Raw genomic sequence first — 19,391 nt, forward strand, 5'->3', positions numbered from 1 at the left:
GTACCATTATGGAAATGAATTTGCAGGCCGGAACTATTGAAAAACCTTTTTTGAAAGCAGCAATTGCTTTTCGCGGGGACATCCACCCTCTTCAACCATTCCCAAAGGCTTCTGCCCGGGAAGCATATGAAACACTGCCTGCTGCACTGAAAAACCGGCTGGTTAAGATGGGGGAATCCCGACTAAACTATGCATTCCCGGTGATCCGCGCCACAGATTATATGCGTTTTAAAAGAGATGGTGACCGCACTGCCTTTGAAGCGCTCTATTTTGGCAAACGCAATGCCTTAAATGATCTGATTCAGGCAGAATGTGTGGAACATAAAGGACGTTTTCTGGACGATATTATCAACGGTATCTACTCTATCTGCGAAGAGAGTGCCTGGCAGCTTCCGGCGCACAATTCCTATATCCGGGATACTCCGCAGCTCATTCTGCCGGATGTGACCAGACCTGTCATGGATCTGTTCGCCTGCGAGACCGGGGCTTTGCTTGCCTGTGTGGCTTATCTACTGGAGGAGGAATTCAATGCTGTCAGTCCTTTTGTGCTGACCTGCATTGAGGATAACCTGAAACGCAGAATTCTGCTGCCTTATCTGACCGCACATTTCTGGTGGATGGGACATGACGATGAGCCTATGTGCAACTGGACCGTATGGTGTACACAGAATGTACTGCTGACCACGTTCCTGATGCCCTGGAGTGAAAAGATGTCCTCCAAGCTGGCTGCTCCGGTGCGTGCCCTTACCGGGGATGCTCCGTTGTTCCTGCCGGAGAATACGTCTGACACAGTTGTCACATTGCAGGCGATTCTGCGTAAAGCTGCTGAAAGCTGTGATTATTTTCTCAAGGATTACGGCAACGACGGCTGCTGTGAGGAGGGTGCCCAGTACTACCGTCACGCGGGACTGTGCCTGTACGGTGCCATGACAGTGCTTAACACCGTTACGGGCGGACATTTTTCCTCACTGTTTCAGTGGGATAAAGTGAAAAATATTGCAGCATATATTTTAAATGTGCATGTAGATGATAAATACTATTTTAATTTTGCCGACTGCTCTCCTATAGCCGGTCGTGCCGGAGTACGGGAATATCTCTTCGGCAAAGCCACCGGGCAGGAGGATCTGTGCCTGTTTGCCGCGAAAGATTTCCAAGCAGGTCAGGGGCAACTTATTACTGATGAAGTAAATGGTGGGAATCTGTTCTATCGGATGCAGACCGTATTCTATTATGAAGAGCTGATGCACCGGGATACTTCCGCTACACTTCCTCACCGGGATGTCTATTACCCCAGTGTCGGACTGTTCCTCGTTCATTCCAATACAATGGATCTGGCGGTAAAAGCCGGTGACAACGCTGACAGCCATAATCACAACGACACAGGAAGCGTTACGCTGTACAAAAATGGTCTGCCGGTTCTCGCAGATATCGGTGTAGAGACCTATACGCAGAAGACTTTTTCTTCCAGACGCTACGAGATCTGGACGATGCAGTCGAGCTATCACAATCTGCCGACAATCTGTGGCTTTGACGAGCATGATGGCGCGGAATACCGTGCGCAAGATGTAACTGCGGATCTCACTGGAACAAATCCTTCGATCTCCATGGAGCTTGCCACCGCTTATCCTGTTGGCGAGATGCAGGCTAAAGGTACGATTTCCGGTGTGCTGACCTACCGGCGCACTGTGACGCTGAAGAAACCGGAAAATACGGTCATTCTGGAAGATCATACGAATACAGGGGACGTCATATTGAATTTTATTACGTATACCAATCCCACCTTACAGGATTCGGCTATGGGTACAGATGATGACGCTACGTCCGCTGCATTGACTGGTGCTCTCACGGTCGGTGAAGCCACGCTTCTCTGGGCGGGGGCAGAGCTGCTTGCAATCGAGACTCTCCCCATTACCGATGCCCGCCTAAAAACCGCATGGGATCACGACCTCTACCGGATCCGGTTAAAGATGTCGGGGGAAGATTTCCGGTTGACCGTGAAATAATACAATTTTAAAAAAAAAATAACATATTTCTATAAATAATCACATGGCATTCCCGCCTTTTCGACCCTATAATAAGCATAAAACTGCGGAACATAGGGCAAAAGGAGGAAATGCCATTGTTATATCCAAAAATGAATCATGCACGCTCGCTGACTGATCTCGGCGGCATCTGGCGATTTAAACTCGGGGATGAAACCGAACCGGGAGAGATCTGGAACTCCCCGCAGGAAATGGAGCTGATCTCCGTTCCGGCTTCCTATAATGACCAAAAGGACGATCCCGCTTACCGGAATCATTACGGCTGGGCGTATTACGAACGTACCGTAGAGTTTCCTGCGTTTCTCTATAAACAGAGTGGGCAGCGCCAGGTACTGCGCTTCGACGCAGTAACCCACACCGCCAAAGTATATCTGAACGGCAAACTGATTTTGACACATAAGGGCGGATTTCTCCCGTTTGAGGTGGAGATTACTGATCTGTTGCCTGAAAATGGACAGATTACGATCGGCGTCGCCGTCGACAACCGGATCAGCCACAGCACTCTGCCGGTAGGCAACGAGGACAATATCGCCTTTTTCGGCTCCGATAACCCCGGAATTCCCAGCGTGGAGGCTGCAAAAATATGGCGTAAAAAGCAGAATCTGCCGAACTTTGACTTTTTTAATTTTGCGGGCATCAACCGTCCGGTGCGCATATACAGTACACCGGCTTCCTATATCGAAGATATCACTCTGGTTCCGTCTCTGGATGGCGATACCGGAATTTTAGACTATCGTATCGTAACGGCAGGAGTCGATACCGATACTCCTGTCCGGTTGAAAATCATGGATGCTAACGACAACTGTGTGACGGAAGCTGCGGGGAGCGTCGGACAGCTTCACATTCCACAGGCCAACCTCTGGTGGCCTTATCCGGGTACTCCTTATCTGTATCAGGCGAAGGTATATTATGGAGAAGACTGCTATACAGAAGAGTTCGGTTTCCGCACGGTAGAAGTCAAAGGGACAAAGTTTCTGATCAATGGAAAGCCCTTTTATTTCAAGGGCTTCAGCAAGCATGAGGATTCGCCGTTTCACGGAAGAGGGCTGGATCTGTGCCTTGATGTAAAAGATATCAATCTGCTGCACTGGATGCACGCCAATTCCTTCCGCACCAGCCATTATCCCTATGCAGAGGAAATTTACCGGCTCTGCGACCGGGAAGGCATCGTTATCATCGATGAAACACCGGCGGTCGGCATCGGTGCCGGGGAAAGCTGTGATCCCTATAAAACATTCCCAATCCGGGAGCACCATGAACAGGTATTGCGGGATCTCGTCGCACGGGACAAAAATCACCCCTGTGTTGTCATGTGGTCCATAGGAAACGAACCGGATACCGAACATTTTCCGGAATCCGCTTATGATTACTGGCATTCCCTCTATGAGCTTACCCATAAGCTGGATCCCCAGAACCGCCCGGTAACCTTCGTCTGCTGCCAAAATAATTATGAGCGGGATCTTGTAACCCGAACGATGGACGTCGTCTGCCTCAACCGCTATTACGGCTGGTACAACCTCTCCGGCGATCTGGAAGCAGCCTCCTACGCCTGGAATATGGAACTGGATTTCTGGGAAACAATCGGCAAACCCGTAATGATGACCGAATACGGTGCGGATACCCTCGCTGGTCTCCATAACTGCTCGCCGGAGATGTGGAGCGAGGAATTCCAGGTGGAATTCTACAAAATGTACAACAAAGCCTTCGACGGAAGAGATTTCTTCATTGGCGAACACGCATGGAATTTCGCCGATTACGCGACATTACAAGGCTGTATGCGCGCCGACGGCAACCGCAAGGGCATCTTCACCCGAGAACGCCGCCCTAAGATGATCGCCCATTACTTCCGAGAAAGATGGGATAAGATACCGAATTTTGGATATAAAACAAGCAGCGGTGCGTGATGCATCGCTGCTGTTTCACTATTGAAGTGCACTCAGATCAATCGAATAGATATATTCTTCTATTTTCTCTTTTTCCAGAAAACCAATCATGTAAATCGGCAGATATGCGATTTTCCCTTGAGTACTGATATTCTTATTGCAGAATACAAACGCCTGCGGAATTGCATATCTTTCATCTTTCAATACAATTTTTGTCTTGTTATAATGCGATCTTGAATACCGCTTTTTTCACTTTCCCTGCTTCGCCCGCCCGGACACAAGGCTTATGTGCCTCTCCCGGAAGAAGTATCGCCAGTTCCCCTGCACGCAGATCCAGCAGGGATGCTTTGCCATCCTTCCAGAACCTAATATCTGCCTTCGGATCGTACTCAGTATCTGACATGGGAAGTGGCTGCTCTGTTACCCAAATCTGCTCCCTTCCCTGTAGAATACACTGGATATCCGCATATCTTTTATGTGTCTCAAAACGACAGTCCCCATAGGACTTTGTCTCGTACTCCTGAATACTGACGTAGATCCGTTCCCCGTCAATCTCATATTTTCCGCAGGGCAGAGCCGCCAGTTCCTGGGCGTTTACATATTCGCTTATTTTCTCCATGCACTCTACCGGTATTCCAACTAGGGAATACTGTGGCAGAGCGTCCATATATCCTTTGACCATTGCTTATCCTTCCGGCGGTATTATTTGTACATGGGACCGTATGCGGCACAGGCACGATAATCCTGTCCTTCTTTATCCATTCCAAATGCGTTCCAGGATGCCGGACGGAAAATTTTCTCCTCCGGCACATTGTGCATGCTGACCGGAATACGCAGCATGGAGCACAAGGTGATCAGATCGGCACCCACATGTCCATAGCTGATGGCTCCATGATTGGCTCCCCAGTTGTTCATAACATCATAGGCACTCTTGAAGGGTCCCTCTTTTCCGTTGCATCTGGGTGCAAACCAGGTGCAGGGCCAGGTGTAATCGGTACGCTTCCATAAGATATCTGTCACTTTTTCCGGCAGCTTCACCGTCCAGCCTTCTGCGATCTGTAAGGTGGGGCCGATGCCTTTGACCAGATTCAGACGGATCATTGTCACAGGCATCTGTGCCTCTGTCACGAAGCGGGAGGAATAACCGCCTCCGCGGAAATAGCCGAAGTCTGCCTCACTCCAGGTCGTTGCCTCCAGCATTGCCTTCTGATCTTCTTCCGTCACCTCGTACCAGGGCTTCATGACAGAGTTACCCTCTGCATCCCTGGCCTGTCCACTGGCATCCAGACATGCCGCACCGGAATTGATCAGATGGATAAATCCGCCTGCTTCCTTCGCCACTCCTTCGACTTCGTAGCCGGCTGCCTTCTTCACAGCCTCCGGACTCCAGTAAGTACGGACATCCGCAAAGATCTGTGCACGGTTGGTCAGAAGCTTCAAAAACAGCATTCCCAATCCGTTTAATACATCGTTTTCCGTTGCGAGAATATAAGGCTCTCTTGCGCCGTTCCAGTCAAAAGTAGTATTCAGCATTGCCTCGGCAAAATCCGTATTGGGATAGTAATCCGTCCACTGTCTCTGTCCCTGGAAGCCTGCGGCAATGGCATTGTGTCCCACCATTTCCTCTTCTCTTCCGGCGGGTAATTTGTCATTACCGTTCATCAGATCCTTGATGATGCACATGGTCTTTACAACGAATTTCCAGTCCTCTTCCTTCTCTTCGGGAGTCTTCCGGATCTCCGCAGGATTCTTGTCCAGTCCGTCCGGACAATGCTCCCTCGTCCACTTATAAGCCTTCTCAAATTCATCCTTGTCATAAATATCCTGCTGAATACGGCGTAAAATCTCCACTTCATCCACGGATTCCACACGCATTCCCAGATATTCCTCAATGAATGCAGGATCAATAATGGATCCACCGATACCCATACAGATAGAACCGATCTGCAGATAAGATTTTCCTCTCATGGTAGCCACGGCCACGGCTGCTCGGCCGAAACGCAACAGCTTCTCCTGCACATCTTCCGGAATCTCGACAGCATCCGCTTCCTGTACATCATGTCCATAGATGCCAAACGCAGGCAGTCCCTTCTGGGCATGTGTTGCCAATACGGATGCAAGGTATACGGCACCGGGTCTCTCCGTACCGTTAAATCCCCAGACACCCTTAATCGTGTTAGGAGACATATCCATGGTTTCCGCACCGTAGCACCAGCAGGGGGTCACGGTCAGAGTAATGGCAACGCCTTCCGATTCAAAAAAGTCCGCACATTCTGCCGCTTCTGCCACGCGTCCGATGGTGGTAGGTGAGATCACTACCTTTACCGACTCTCCGTTGCTGTAACGAAGATTTTCTTCGAACAGCTTTTTGGCAGAAGAAGCCATATTCATGGTCTGTTCTTCCAGCGAGCCTCTTACATTCAGATAACCACGTCTCGCATCGATCACGGGACGGATTCCGATCACCGGATATTTTCCTATGTATCTGTTTTCAGCCATATTGTCCTCTTTTCTGCGCTGCCTCTTTCTTTTTCATTTCCTTGTTCTGCCTCTGCCATGGGACTGCGGCAGCAGCGCCGGTGCAGTCCTAAGGTCTCCTAGCGGGCAATTCCCAGTTCATCCTCTACCTCTGCTGACAGGCGGATAAGCTGCTCTGCTTCCATCCGCTGTGCGACCGTCAGTTTCTTCCAGTCTACTCTTCTGCTGTGCAGTGTCATGGGAACTCCCATCTTCTGTAATGCATATTTCGCATTCACGGGATAGTTGCTGTTCTCGATCAGGGAGCACATGGTCAGCAGATCTGTCAGTTTCCGGGCTTTCTCAGGCTGTGCGGCATAGTTTTTGCACAACCAGCTGTACAGTCTCGGATGGAAATTCGCCATGACTCCGCTGTATCCGGCGGCTCCCTCCTGCAATGATTCCAGTAAGGTCGCAGTATTGGCATTGTAAAGCTTCAGATTGCTTCCCTGGATCAGCTGCAATTTTTCGCTCATGCTCGCCATATCGCAACTGGTATCTTTCAGAAAGTAGAATCTCTCACTGTCTACCAGGAACTTCACCACTTCTTTGCTCAGCACTCTCTTGTAGGGATAAGGACATTCATAAAATCCAAGTGGGATATCCTTCGGAAGCTGTTCCATCAATGTCTGCAGCCTTTCGATCATCACCTGATCGGATTCCTGCTGTGCAGCAGGTCTGTTGGAGATCAGGATCAGTGCGTCGATTCCGGTATCTGCCATGCGCTTCAGTTCTTCCGCCTGATCCTCAATGGAATCAGAAATATGTCCGGATGCAATCACCGGTTTTCCGTTGGCATACTTCTTCACAGCCGCTGCGATTTTACAGCGTTCTTCCAGTGTCAGCTGGAACATTTCGCTGGACTGACATACCGCAAACAATCCATCACAGTCATTTTCAAAATACCATTCGGTCAGTTTCTCCAGCGCTGGATAGTCAATTTTATTGTCCTCTGTATAAGGAGTCAGCATCACCGGCCATACTCCATTAGGAAATTCATTTTTCATTGTTGCTCCCATCTGCCCGCCCCGCGGACTTCTTTATTTGTATCTTACCTTTCTATCAGTACCGGTGCCTTAAGGATTCCGTAGGGTTCCACCTTATATTCCGGTGTATATTTTTCACCGCTGGTACGAAATACAGAATCATTCGTCACTTCCGGTCTGCCTCCTGCGAGATGAAAAGGACCGAATAAATTCCGCAAAGAACTGTATATTTCTATCTCAAGGTGATTGTCACCTTCTTCTAATGCCTCTGTAATATCAATCATTCCGGCTGCTCTCCAAGGAATTTCATAGAAAGCCCTTCCCAGTCTGACCGTAGCGCAGGTACCCTTAAAATCTTTCAATTTCAAATAAATCCGGCTATCCGGTCTCTTTTTACAGTGTGGATTCCATCGGAAATCATACAGATATTTGACGCTGCCTGCATAATGGTACAATCCCTGAGCCGTCCAGTCTCCGATCAGCAGTGCTGTCGGCTGTTCTGTAATCTTCCGTTCCGTATTTACGCCGAACTCTCCGCAGAGATAACAGTTTTCCAGTTCCATGGAATTACGATAACGGCAGATCAGCAATAGCCTGTTCTCTCCTTCTGCCCAGCCTGGAAGTGGAATCCTCTTGATCCCTCTGTCATACAGGCATCCCGTGATCCGCTGTTCCACCGGCTGTCTGTTCAGATAGATCTGAAAATTTTCTGGATGTTCGATTGCAAGCTCCGTGTAGCCTGTAATTTTTTTCACCGTCTCAAATGTAAATTCCAGTGAGACTTCCGTTCCGTCCGCAGGATGAGGTTCTCTTACCCAACGGTAACGCTGTTCTTTTCCAAGGGCTGCTATGGAGCGCATTCCCAATCCGGTGCGGATCTGTTCCTGTGCTTCCCAGACCTGCATAGGTTCTGACCAGTGCCCCTCCTGTATGCGGTATCTGCAGCTATCCAGAGTATACAGGTTAGGATCGGTCAGACGGATCACTGTCCGTTCCGGCAGCACCTGAAGTTCTGTTTCGTCAGCCTCTGCAGGCACTACGCTTGCGCCAGCTGATTTTTCGGCGTTTTTCTCCATTTTCTCCAGGAAAAACAGGCGCGAAGTCTGCGCTTCCAGCCGTATCGGAAAAACGATCTGCCCCTGTCCGGTGACAGCCTCCACCGTCTTATGAGTTCCGGTGAGTGCGTCCCACTCTTCTACAGAAGCTTCCAGGGGTACGTGAATCTCTACCTCACAGGCTTCCGTCCGGTGATAGTTTGTCACGAACAAAAGCTGTCCTTTTTCCATAAACTTCTGCAATGCGATACAGCGGGTTTCTTCCCTGTCGCCGTTCCGGATACTTACCGTCCGAGCTCCCACATCTTCCAGTGCTTTTATAAGTTCCTCATCACTATTTACCGCAACACAATTTTTTGCGGTAAACAGTTCTGCCGGAAGATTGCTTTCCATGGCATCCAGTAGAACCGGTCCCGGATTAGTCACGATCAACTGACCGCCCTGCTTCACAAATTCTTTCAAAAGTCGGTATGTACTGCTCAGCATGGTGCCAATCTTCGGCAGCACCACTGTCCGGTACTGCATTTTCCCCAGGATCAATCTGCCCTGTTCTACAGATCCGTGTTTCGCCATCAGAATCTCATCCCCCAGATCGGGGTCCAGATGATGATTGCAAAGTTTTTCCAGTAGCGCATTATATTGCCATCCGTATTCGTTGACCTTCTGCAGATCCCGTTCCCTGCGACGCACAGGATTGCCGTAGGGACTGGCCCCCATCATGCTCCATGCCGTAGTCGCCGGATGCAGTAACAGATACTGCTGACTGGGAGAACCTTCTTCCAGCGCAGCACTCAGCCGTCCAAAATAGTCCTCCACCACATGGTCCCTGCTCCACCAGGGAATATTGTAGCCGAAACCCGGAGGACAGTCTCTCTTCCTGCCACCGGTCAGGGAATATAATGACAGGTGCTGGCACCTCTTATTCACACCCAGTGCGTATTGCCAGTCTCCGATATGCCGCTGTCCTTCGAAGGTAAAATCCCATCCAGTCACGCCATAAGTCTCAGAGATGACATTCTTTTTTCCCATCTGGTGTGCCACGCTGACGCATTGTTTCACTGTAAGAAATTCGTCCGTCTTGTCCTGAAGTATATCCACTCCGGGAATATCCTCATATTCATACAGCGGCATTGTTGCTCCGCTGACTCTGGTAGACAGTCCCAGCTTATCCTCCTGAAGAAAATGTCCTGTCATAAGCAGATGATGTTCTCTGCACCATGCGGCAATCTGTCCGGAATAATTCTCACTGAACCGCAATGTGATGGCATGCCAGTAGTCATGTCTTATCTTCGCACTGCCCTCTCCTTCGAAGAAAAATAGTGGGATTTTGTCAATCGGATCATAGCCGTTCTTCTCCCGGAAATAATCTGTGAATCCGTAAGTCCAGGGAATCCAACTACGGTCTGCCCCAAAAGCAGAATGTGTGTCTGCCAGACTGGGTTCATCTGTAAAAATTCCCGGAATCGTTTTCCCGAATTCCTCTCCAAACCGTTCCAAATATTTATCATGGGTCAGATGCAGGAATCTCTGTACCGTATCCGGATTCAGATTGTCTACCGGTGTTTCCCCGTTGAACCATTCACTTTTTGCCGATATTTCCAAACGTAAAATGAGAAATACCTGCCGGCATCCGGGGTGCTGTTTTTTCTCTTCCGGCTCCGGAATTTTTGTCATGGCATTCTCCAGCCGCTTCAGAAAATAAATGGCATCTCCCTGTACCAATGCGGTAAATACTGCAATAAGATGTTCTTCCTTCCATACCGCAGAGTCACAGGTGTCGCATACCTGCAGGGTCAGTCCTTTCAGACGATAGGCATCTCCTCCGGCTGCCACCATTCCTCCGGCATTACCGGAAGGCCAGCGGTCATCATCATACAGCCAGGCCGATATGCCCAACTGTTTTGCTTCATCTACCGCTACCTCCACGCAGTCCATCCACTCTCTGCCCAGATAGGGAGTCTCCAGACCATCCCGAGAGTGAATGAAGAATCCTCCGACCCCCTGCTCATAAAGCTCTCTCACCTGCCGTCTGACTTCTTCCGGAGTCATTTCCGCATTCCAGGACCAAAAGGGAGTTCCTCGGTATTCTCTTGCCGGATTCTGAAATTTTCTGTAGATATCTTCCTTTGTCCTGCTGTCCTTCATAATCAGTCCTCTAATGTAAAGCTCACATACACGATCTTTTCCCGTTTCCATGTATAAGTGATCATAATCTTATTGTCGTCATTGCAGATTACGGAAGGATAACAATAGTCGCCTCTCTGATCCTCTAATGTACAGATGATCTCGAAGGTCTCTCCGTTGTCTCTGGACAACGCAACGCTGAGCGGGGTTCTCGGTCCCTTGTAATAACCGGGCAGATTCTCTCTGGGATTATAGACTAGCACAAGATCTCCATTCTTTAATTTGACCAGATCGATACCGCTGTTATTGTTGGGAAGTCCGGTATCATATGCCAGACACCAAGTTCTTCCGCCATCCTCGGAATCGCTGCGGATGATACGGGAGCTGCTGCTGCGGCAAAGCATATGTACTTTTCCGTCCCGATCCTCCCAGAGGGTAGGCTGAATGATCCCTTTTCCGTAGATATAATGTCTGTCATAAGGTCTGTCGATCACCTGCACATTATGAACGCCCTTATCTGTGATCGCCAGTCTGTGCAGCGGCACCAGATCGCTTCTCTCCCAGGTGCGGCAGTCATCTTTGGAGATATCCACGAATCCGTCCCACAATTCCCCTTCCAGGGATCCGGGAGCCAGTACGGTGCCGTCACTTAACCGGATAGGTTTATTCTTGACAGGGCCTCTTCCCCCGATATCTCCTGGTACCAGTTCCTGCGGCTCTGAGAAGGTGTGTCCTTCATCTTCACTTTCCATATACCAGGTCACCCATTCCGAGATCAGCTTTCCAACCTTATAGAAAAGAATGACTTTTCCATCTTTCTTACGGAAAAGTACGGGGTTCCACATGGCAACTCCTCTTACATCCGCTACCTTTACCGGTTGTCCCCAGCCATCCTTATCACGTATTGCTGTCCAGATCGCTACATCCGGATTCTTTTCCCATGCACCGCCGAACCATGCTGCCAGAATGCCGCCGTCCTTTAATTCCAGCAGTGTTGAGGCATGGGCACTGTCAAAAGGTTTATTGTCATCTGTGATAAATTCCTGTGTATAATTTGTAATTTTCATACTGTCAGTCACACCTTCCATTGCCTGATTCTCTCTTTTTAGCAGAATGAACGGGTAACCTGCCCGTTCACTCTGTGTTATGTTCTGTTACTTTCCTTTGTCCGATGACCTATTTGGTTTCTGCTACGGCACGGGCTTCTGCGTCATTCCACAGCTGCTCCAGTTCTCTTACGCCCATATCCTCAGCCTTCTTGATCAGAGCATCCCAGTTGTCGATGGATTCCTTGCCGGTAATGTACTTATCGTATTCCTGTGTGAAGAAGGTATCCAGATCAGTGGTCAGTTCTTTCACACGGTCTGCCTCTTCGGTAGTAAAGGAAGGTGCAATGTGAGGCTGTACATAAGCGTCATCCTCATTGATGATCTTCCAGTAATCTTCTGTCAGATCGGACCAGCTTCCGGTGATCATCTGGATCTCACGCTGGGTCTTAATGTTGCATGCATACATGGAGAAGTCCAGCTTGCCTGCACCGATATCTGTCCAGCATGCATAGTAGTCAGAAGGAGATGCATCCTTGAACTGCTTTACATAATCGGAAATATATTCTGCCTCGCCGTCTGCGTTGTACTGGAAGGTCTCACCCTCGATACCGTAGTTGGTAATATCGGAAGCCTCCATGGAGTACATCCAGTCGATAAACTTAATGATCTGATCTTTGTTCTTTGCATTTGCATTGATTGCATACAGCTTACCGAATCTTGTATCGTAGGATACGGCACGTCTCTCGCCCAGGCTGTTCTCGGGAATCGACAGTACCTGGAAAGTAGCATTCTCGTTACCGTCGATCTTACGCAGTTCGTTGGTGTAGTTCTGACCAAATCCACTGTTATCTACAAAGAAGAAGGACTGACCACTGCTGCACTTGGTCGTCATGGAATCAGAATCGGTAGTTGCATATTCCTGATCCAGAACACCGGTGGTATATGCCTTGTTCAGGAACTTCAGAACTTCTTTGAAATTGGTATCTGCAGGACCGTATACATACTTGCCCAGATCCTCATCCCAGTACATACCGGAACTTGCGGATACAGAACCGAAGCCGGAGCCTAACATATAGGAAGTGGTCTTTAACAGGTTAGCAGTTCCCTTTCTGATTGCCCAGGGAGTGCTGTCAGGATAGATCTCTTTTAACTGTGCTAAGGCATCCAGCACTTCATCCCATGTGGTAGGAGTTGCAATGCCGTTCTCTTCCAGAAGGTCGGTACGGATTACGGGACCGAAACCGTTGGCCCACTCATCACGAAGTACTACAGGGAACACATACATTTCACCATCTACCATGTATCTCTGCATTTCGGGATACTGCTGCCAGAATTTGTAGAAATTCGGCATGGTCTCTTCGTTGATATACTGTGTCAGGGGCTCGAAGATACCCTCGGATGCGAAATCGGAAATATCACTTGCACTTCTCAGGTAAATGATATCCGGGAAATTCTGTGTAGACAGCGCAATGTTTTTCTTCTCATCATAGCTGCTGGAAGGAACAATCTGGAAATCAAGCTTTACATTGGTTGCTTCAAAAATTGCCTGGTGGGACTTGCTGTCCTGTGCCATGGGCTGCTGGCTGGAGTCCATGACCATAATGCTGATCTCCAGAGGATCCTCGCTGATCCAGGAAGGATGCTCGCTGTTTGCTTCCTGTGTCCCTGCACTTGCGGTACTCTCCTTCGCATTATTTGTTGCGGCATCATTGCTGCCGGAAGCATCGGAACCACATCCTGTCAACAGAGATGCGCTCATTGCTGTTACTGCCAATAAGGCTGTCAGTTTTTGGAATGCTTTCTTTTTCATTTAACCTCTCCTTTTCTTAAATACATTCTTCATATAATTTGTTTCTTTATCCCTTAACTGCTCCGACCATAACACCCTTTGTGAAGTACTTCTGCAACAGAGGGTATACAAGCAGAATAGGTACGATGGAAATAATGATCACCGCATATTTATAGTTAGTAGCGATGATGTTGACACTTCCTGTAATCTCGGAGGTGTCGCCCTGTATTACGATGTCACGCATGACAACCTGTACAGGATATTTTTTCTGATCATTCAGGTACAACATGGAAGGGAAGTAGCTGTTCCAATGGTATACGGCATAGTATAAAGTCATGGTTGCGATGATCGGTTTGGACAGCGGCAGGACAATCTTACTGAAGATCGTAATGTCATTTGCACCGTCCAGATATGCGGATTCTACCAAGGAATCCGGGATCGCCTGGAAGGAAGTCCTCATGACGATCATATTATAGGTACTGATGGCGGGCGGCAGAACGATGGCCCACATAGTGTTGATCATATGAAGCTTATTGATCACCAGATAGGTAGGGATCATACCGCCGTTTACGAACATTGTGATCATGATCAGCACAGTAAATGCCTTTCGTCCGTAAAAATCTTTTCTGGAAAGAGGATAGGCACACAATGCGGTAAGTACCAGGCAGATCAAGGTTCCCAGGCCTGTGTATAAAAAAGTGTTCTTATAGCCGCTCCAGATTCTCTGATTCTCGAATACTGCCTTGTAGGCATCGAAATTGATTCCTCTGGGGAACAGTGTTACCAGTCCCTGATTGATATACTGTGAAGAACTGATAGACACAATAAATACATAAAACATCGGGTAGAACATAATGAATCCGAGGATTGCCAGCAGAAGATAGTTCACAATATCAAATATTTTACTGCCGATTCCCTGCGGTTTTTTGCTTTTTATTTTTACTTTCTTAGCCATTTCTGTCCTCCTACCACAAGCTGCTGTCACTGAGTTTTTTCGATATCTGGTTGGATGCTACCAACAAGATCACACCGATGACTGACTGGAACAGTCCCACCGCTGTAGAATAGCTGAAGTCTGCACTCAGAATGCCTCGTCTGTATACATAAGTGGAAATGACATCCGCAGTCTCATAAGTAGATCCGTTATACAATAGGATAATCTTCTCATATCCCAGGGACATCAGCCGTCCGATCTGCATGATCAGCATAATGGAGATGGTCGGTGCAATAGAGGGGAGCGTTACCGACTTAATTCTCTGGAAACGGTTTGCTCCATCGATCATTGCCGCCTCCAGAATCTCCTGATCCACAGAGGTCAAAGCGGACAAATAAATAATGGAAGTCCAGCCACAGGTCTGCCAGATACCGGATGCGGTAAATATGGTGCGGAACCATTCGGGTAATACCATGAACTGGATCTTGTCAAAACCGAATGCTGCAATGATCTGGTTGATGATTCCATCCAACGACAAGAAGTTCATTACCATACCACAGACAACCACAGTGGAAATGAAGTGCGGCAGGTAGCTGACGGTCTGGATCACTCTCTTGAACTTTGCATTTGTTACTTCGTTCAACATCAGCGCCAGAAGAATCGGTACCGGGAAGCCCCACAGCAGTCCGTAAATATTTAACAGTAATGTATTTTTCACCAGTTTCCAAAAATAAGGATCCGTCAGGAACTTCTCGAACCATTTAAAGCCCACCCAAGGGCTTCCCCATACACCCTTTGCAATCTTGTAATCCTTGAATGCGATCAACACCCCGTACAAAGGCAGATAATGGAACAGGATGTAATAGATGATCGGAAGCAACATCATAATGTACAGATATTTGCATTTCTTGATCTTCTTCCACGGCGATGTTTTCATGTTGTCTCTCCTTCTGTGCAATCATTGTTTCTTATTGTTCTCTATTAAAGAACGCCGTTCTCTAATATGTTTTTTTGAAAAGGATTGATTTCTCAATCCCCTTTTCACATTTTTTGTTAATAAAGAATGTTTTGTAATTCCCTTATTTTGTTCTGTAATTCCTTTGCCAGTGACTGGATCCGTTCGTCATAGAATCTCAGGGACGGTCCGGTAATACTCACTCCCGCTACCACCTGACCGTTTCTTCCGAGTACCGGAACTGCTACACATTTCACACCAAATTCGTGTTCCATATTGTCTATTGCATAACCGCGCTGTCGGATCTCTCTGAGTTCCTTCATCAGTGCATCACCATCCGTGATGGTGTAATCGGTATAGGCTTCCAGCTTTCTGGCTGCATAGGCCCTCTGTTTCTCCTCCGGGAGGTATGCCAGCATTGCCTTGCCCAGCCCGGTGCAATGCATCTGCGCATGTTCACCCATGATCGGTCGCATAAGATCAATGGATGTCTTCGGATAAGCAGAGGTCACATAGAGAATCTCCTGTTCATGCGGGATCGCAAGATAGACTCTCTCACCTGCCATATCTGCAAGTTCCTGTAAATACGGAGCTGCTACACTACCGATGCTTAAGTTCTGTCCCAGCGAATAACACAGGGAATACACGCTGAGTCCCAACTTGTACCTGCCGCTTTCGTCATCCTGATCCAGATACCCCATTGCTTTGAACGTCGACAAAATATTATGTACATTACTTTTGTTCAGATCCAGCTGTTCACTGATCTCTGTCACACCCCAACTGCTTTTTTTTGTAAAGCAGTTCAAAATTTCAAGAGCTTTCTGCAGGCTCTTTACTTTTACTTCTGCCTCATTTACCATCTCGTGTTCTCCATTTGGTAATCGCGTTCTTTATTTCGTAACATCATTATATATTTTTTGCCGTTTAAAAATCAATAGCACATTTTTATAAATTAGCCTTGTAACTTTTGTCTATAATTAACTTTGTGTTCTGTGATAGAGAACCGTTTGTCCAAAAGAATCCTTTTAGAGTACCAATATAATGATGGTACAACCTCTTTCGTTGTGATATGATGGAACAAGACAATGTTCGACATTTTTCGTGAAAGAGGTGCCCTTATGACAATATCCTGGTTATCCCTGTTCTGGCTGTTTTTCTTCTATTCTTTTATAGGATGGTGTATCGAGGTATGTTCTGCCGCGGTGCAGCATCGGAAATTCGTCAACCGAGGATTCGTAGCGGGTCCCCTATGCCCGATCTACGGTTTCGGTGCCATGCTGTTCGAGATCTTCCTGCCGGAGCTGACGGAATATCCGTTCTTCCTGTTCCTGGGCGGCTTTGTATTGTCCTCTCTTTTGGAATATTCCACGGGAATGTTTTTTGAAAAAGTCTATAAGAAAAAGCTGTGGGATTATTCCCGCTTCCGCTATAATGTGGGCGGTTATATCTGCCTGCCCTTTTCCCTGCTGTGGGGCGCATTAAGCGTTGTGACCGTAATGTTCGCGGATCCGCTGCTGTGTGGGCTGTTTGACCGCATTCCGCATTTTCTCTCCGTAATACTTCTGTTAATCCTCGGAGGACTGCTCCTGTTAGACACCATTGGTTCCGCCCTGTCAACGATAAGCTTACAGCTGCAGGCGAAGCACCGGGCGGACTATGCATTAGAAAAGCAGACCGCCCGGCTGGATCAGATCACCGAAGGGCTGGGCGAGACTTCCCGTTTCCTGGAAAATGCTCTGACCAGACATATGCAGAAGCGTCTGCAGAGGTCCTATCCTTCCATTAGTCTGGATGCCCTGGTAAAAGCCCGGGCAGAACGTAAGAAATCTACTGTTTTTGCCGAGGGCTGTTGCTTTTATAAATTGTTTTCCCTTTTTTTCATCGGTGCTTTTTTGGGTGATATCACAGAGACGATCTTCTGCCGTATCACAGCCGGTGTCTGGATGAGCCGCAGCAGTGTGATCTACGGGCCTTTCAGTATCGTATGGGGACTGGGCTGTGCCTTTCTGACCCTGCTGCTCTATCGCTACCGGAATAAAAGTGACGGTTCCATTTTCCTGGCAGGAACATTGCTTGGTGGTGCATATGAATATATCTGCAGTGTCTTCACGGAAATGGTCTTCGGCACGATTTTCTGGGATTACAGCGGATTCGCCTTTAACTTAGGCGGTCGTATCAACCTGTTGTACTGCTTCTTCTGGGGCATTGCCGCTGTGGTATGGCTGAAGTTCATCTATCCGAAGCTGTCCGGCTGGATCGAGAAGATTCCGAAAAAAGCGGGTACGATCATTTGTAATGTTTTAATTGTATTTATGATTGCCAACATGCTGGTTTCCGCACTGGCACTTGCCAGATACACCGAACGTAACGATGCCTCCTATTCTGTAGAAACCACAGAGCTTAACGGATTGCAGCGTTTTCTGGACGACCATTATCCCGACGCACGAATGGAACGCATCTATCCGAATGCGAAAATGGTGGATTAATTTGGATTTATTAACGATGGGAGACTGACCGAACCATGCAGATTGATGACTTGACCGCAGGGTTATCCCTTAGCTTTATCATTCATCTGAATAACGAAGAGCTTCAATTTGAATCCCGCATTTTGGAAGTCTATTCCCGCAGACATACACTGTTGGCTGAGGGTGTGTTTACTGATGATAAAATCATCTCTTTCCGGGGAAAAGGGCTGCTCGTCGATCTGCTGGTCACTCTCCCGGACGATAAACCTCAGCTGTTCAAAAACGTCACCACCAACGTGGTGAAACGCGCCGACGGAACTCTCTGTTACACTGTCTTCAGCATCGCCGGAAGCAAAACCTACAACCGCAGGCAGAGCTACCGCTGCTATGTGGGAATTGAAACCGCCATTCAATGTGGACTAAACCGTGCTGCCCACAATGTTATTATCAAGGATATCAGCTACAACGGATTCGCCGTAGTCAGCAAGGAAGATCTGGAACTGGGTGTCAACCAGACCGTGCACGCTGTCCTGAATGATCATCTGGAGGAGACTGCGGAGAACTTTAATTTCCATCTGTATGGACTGGTCGCCCGTGTGCAGGAATTAGAGAATGGACTGTTTCTCTATGGCTGCCGGCTCAGTAATCCGGTTCCCGGGCTGGAACAATATATCGTAAAGAAAGAGCGGGTTGTCTTACGAAAACGACAATTAACCTGAACTTCTCTCTAACGCAAAAAACCGCTGCCCTTACGGGCAACGGTTTTTGTATTCAGAGATTATCCCTCAATGGCGATGTATTTATTGGTCTCCACTGCAGGTTTTGCTTCCTTCTTAGGAACATTCAGGGTCAGGATACCATGTTTGAACTCACCCTTGATATCCTCCTGGGTCAGGTTGTCACCAACATAGAAGCTACGCTGGCAGGAACCTGCATAACGTTCCTTGCGGATGTACTTGCCGGATTTCTTCTCCTGCTCATCCTCATCCAGACCCTTGGCAGCCTCGATGGTCAGATAACCATCCTCCAGAGATACCTTGATCTCATCCTTCTTGAAGCCGGGCAGGTCAACGATCAGCTCATAGCCATCATCGTTCTCCTTGATATCGGTCTTCATTACATTGTGTGCATGTCTGCCATACAGTTTCTTCTCTATCTGATTCTCTGCTCTGTTGTCAAAGAAAGGTACATCGTCAAAAAAGTCATCAAATAAGTTCTCTCCAAAAATGCTAGGTAATAACATAAGTCATCTCTCCTTTTCTATTAAACATATGTCGGTGTCTTTCGATACCTCTTACCTTTTCCATCCTCCGGTAACCACCATCGGACTTCCGAACCAGTCTTGGATTTCTGATCTCGATCTTCTTTCATTCTCTTGATCTTTCTTCCTCTCCCTTGTTCTATTTGTACTATAACACGCATATATAAGTATGTCAATTAAGGAATAATTATATAATTATAAATTAAAAATAAACAGCAATCACCACCACCCATCTAACGGGTGGTTTGCTCTGAGGCTATAAGCCTCTGTTACCGACCAGCGCCTAAAGACGCTGGCTTTCACTTTGTTCAAGCCACTACGCCCTTGACTC

General features: G+C 47.8%; 14 protein-coding genes. 4 read left to right on the forward strand and 10 right to left on the reverse strand.

The window, feature by feature from the left end; all coding sequences use genetic code 11:
* The first annotated feature begins 8 nt into the window (after positions 1-8).
* Positions 9-2,003, forward strand: a complete 1,995-nt coding sequence (locus ACTRDR_RS09275; RefSeq protein ID WP_440527116.1) for a heparinase II/III domain-containing protein — start codon at positions 9-11, stop codon at positions 2,001-2,003.
* 116 nt (positions 2,004-2,119) lie between these two features.
* Entirely contained in the window at positions 2,120-3,946 is a 1,827-nt protein-coding gene (gene uidA / locus ACTRDR_RS09280; RefSeq protein ID WP_440527118.1) for a beta-glucuronidase, read from the forward strand.
* Between the two features lie 199 nt (positions 3,947-4,145).
* Here the strand turns inward: uidA and ACTRDR_RS09285 are convergent, their stop codons facing one another.
* The 9 genes from ACTRDR_RS09285 to ACTRDR_RS09325 all read right to left on the reverse strand — a co-directional run bounded on the left by ACTRDR_RS09285 (position 4,146) and on the right by ACTRDR_RS09325 (position 16,194).
* Positions 4,146-4,607, reverse strand: coding sequence for a YhcH/YjgK/YiaL family protein (locus ACTRDR_RS09285; RefSeq protein ID WP_440527120.1), 462 nt, complete (start codon positions 4,605-4,607; stop codon positions 4,146-4,148).
* Positions 4,608-4,627: 20 nt separating this feature from the next.
* Entirely contained in the window at positions 4,628-6,424 is a 1,797-nt protein-coding gene (locus tag ACTRDR_RS09290) for an L-fucose isomerase (protein WP_440527121.1), read from the reverse strand.
* Between the two features lie 98 nt (positions 6,425-6,522).
* The gene (locus tag ACTRDR_RS09295; protein WP_440527123.1) at positions 6,523-7,449 is read right to left on the reverse strand and encodes a dihydrodipicolinate synthase family protein; all 927 of its coding nucleotides are present in this window, start codon (positions 7,447-7,449) and stop codon (positions 6,523-6,525) included.
* 44 nt (positions 7,450-7,493) lie between these two features.
* A complete protein-coding gene (locus tag ACTRDR_RS09300) occupies positions 7,494-10,628 on the reverse strand; it encodes a hypothetical protein (RefSeq protein ID WP_440527124.1) in 3,135 nt (1,044 codons plus the stop codon).
* Between the two features lie 2 nt (positions 10,629-10,630).
* Positions 10,631-11,674 (reverse strand): sialidase family protein, encoded by a 1,044-nt coding sequence (locus tag ACTRDR_RS09305; protein WP_440527125.1) that lies wholly within the window; start codon positions 11,672-11,674, stop codon positions 10,631-10,633.
* Positions 11,675-11,783: 109 nt separating this feature from the next.
* Positions 11,784-13,466: an extracellular solute-binding protein gene (locus ACTRDR_RS09310; RefSeq protein WP_440527127.1), complete on the reverse strand. Its 1,683-nt coding sequence runs from the start codon at positions 13,464-13,466 to the stop codon at positions 11,784-11,786.
* A 46-nt stretch (positions 13,467-13,512) separates the two neighbouring features.
* A complete protein-coding gene (locus tag ACTRDR_RS09315) occupies positions 13,513-14,400 on the reverse strand; it encodes a carbohydrate ABC transporter permease (protein WP_440527129.1) in 888 nt (295 codons plus the stop codon).
* 10 nt (positions 14,401-14,410) lie between these two features.
* The gene (locus ACTRDR_RS09320) at positions 14,411-15,316 is read right to left on the reverse strand and encodes an ABC transporter permease (protein ID WP_440527131.1); all 906 of its coding nucleotides are present in this window, start codon (positions 15,314-15,316) and stop codon (positions 14,411-14,413) included.
* A gap of 116 nt (positions 15,317-15,432) precedes the next feature.
* Complete coding sequence (locus tag ACTRDR_RS09325; RefSeq protein ID WP_440527132.1) at positions 15,433-16,194, reverse strand: IclR family transcriptional regulator; 762 nt, start codon at positions 16,192-16,194, stop codon at positions 15,433-15,435.
* A 258-nt stretch (positions 16,195-16,452) separates the two neighbouring features.
* On the opposite strand from ACTRDR_RS09325, the gene ACTRDR_RS09330 reads away from it, so the two are divergent.
* Both ACTRDR_RS09330 and ACTRDR_RS09335 read left to right on the forward strand, forming a co-directional pair.
* Complete coding sequence (locus tag ACTRDR_RS09330) at positions 16,453-17,820, forward strand: putative ABC transporter permease (protein ID WP_440527133.1); 1,368 nt, start codon at positions 16,453-16,455, stop codon at positions 17,818-17,820.
* Between the two features lie 35 nt (positions 17,821-17,855).
* On the forward strand, positions 17,856-18,518 hold the full coding sequence (locus ACTRDR_RS09335; protein WP_440527135.1) for a PilZ domain-containing protein: 663 nt from the start codon (positions 17,856-17,858) through the stop codon (positions 18,516-18,518).
* 59 nt (positions 18,519-18,577) lie between these two features.
* On the opposite strand, the gene ACTRDR_RS09340 is transcribed toward ACTRDR_RS09335, so the two are convergent.
* Positions 18,578-19,042, reverse strand: coding sequence for an Hsp20/alpha crystallin family protein (locus ACTRDR_RS09340; protein WP_118550954.1), 465 nt, complete (start codon positions 19,040-19,042; stop codon positions 18,578-18,580).
* Positions 19,043-19,391 lie beyond the last annotated feature (349 nt).

It is taken from the genome of Simiaoa sp. (genome assembly GCF_051972595.1).
GTDB lineage: Bacteria > Bacillota > Clostridia > Lachnospirales > Lachnospiraceae > Acetatifactor > Acetatifactor hominis.

Excerpts from the sequence above, each read along its gene's own strand:
- ACTRDR_RS09275 (WP_440527116.1), top strand. The coding sequence starts at position 9 with ATGGAAATGAATTTGCAGGCCGGAACTATTGAAAAACCTTTTTTGAAA.
- ACTRDR_RS09285 (WP_440527120.1), bottom strand. The coding sequence starts at position 4,607 with ATGGTCAAAGGATATATGGACGCTCTGCCACAGTATTCCCTAGTTGGA.
- ACTRDR_RS09290 (WP_440527121.1), bottom strand. The coding sequence starts at position 6,424 with ATGGCTGAAAACAGATACATAGGAAAATATCCGGTGATCGGAATCCGT.
- ACTRDR_RS09295 (WP_440527123.1), bottom strand. The coding sequence starts at position 7,449 with ATGAAAAATGAATTTCCTAATGGAGTATGGCCGGTGATGCTGACTCCT.
- ACTRDR_RS09300 (WP_440527124.1), bottom strand. The coding sequence starts at position 10,628 with ATGAAGGACAGCAGGACAAAGGAAGATATCTACAGAAAATTTCAGAAT.
- ACTRDR_RS09305 (WP_440527125.1), bottom strand. The coding sequence starts at position 11,674 with ATGAAAATTACAAATTATACACAGGAATTTATCACAGATGACAATAAA.
- ACTRDR_RS09310 (WP_440527127.1), bottom strand. The coding sequence starts at position 13,466 with ATGAAAAAGAAAGCATTCCAAAAACTGACAGCCTTATTGGCAGTAACA.
- ACTRDR_RS09315 (WP_440527129.1), bottom strand. The coding sequence starts at position 14,400 with ATGGCTAAGAAAGTAAAAATAAAAAGCAAAAAACCGCAGGGAATCGGC.
- ACTRDR_RS09320 (WP_440527131.1), bottom strand. The coding sequence starts at position 15,316 with ATGAAAACATCGCCGTGGAAGAAGATCAAGAAATGCAAATATCTGTAC.
- ACTRDR_RS09325 (WP_440527132.1), bottom strand. The coding sequence starts at position 16,194 with ATGGTAAATGAGGCAGAAGTAAAAGTAAAGAGCCTGCAGAAAGCTCTT.
- ACTRDR_RS09330 (WP_440527133.1), top strand. The coding sequence starts at position 16,453 with ATGACAATATCCTGGTTATCCCTGTTCTGGCTGTTTTTCTTCTATTCT.
- ACTRDR_RS09335 (WP_440527135.1), top strand. The coding sequence starts at position 17,856 with ATGCAGATTGATGACTTGACCGCAGGGTTATCCCTTAGCTTTATCATT.
- ACTRDR_RS09340 (WP_118550954.1), bottom strand. The coding sequence starts at position 19,042 with ATGTTATTACCTAGCATTTTTGGAGAGAACTTATTTGATGACTTTTTT.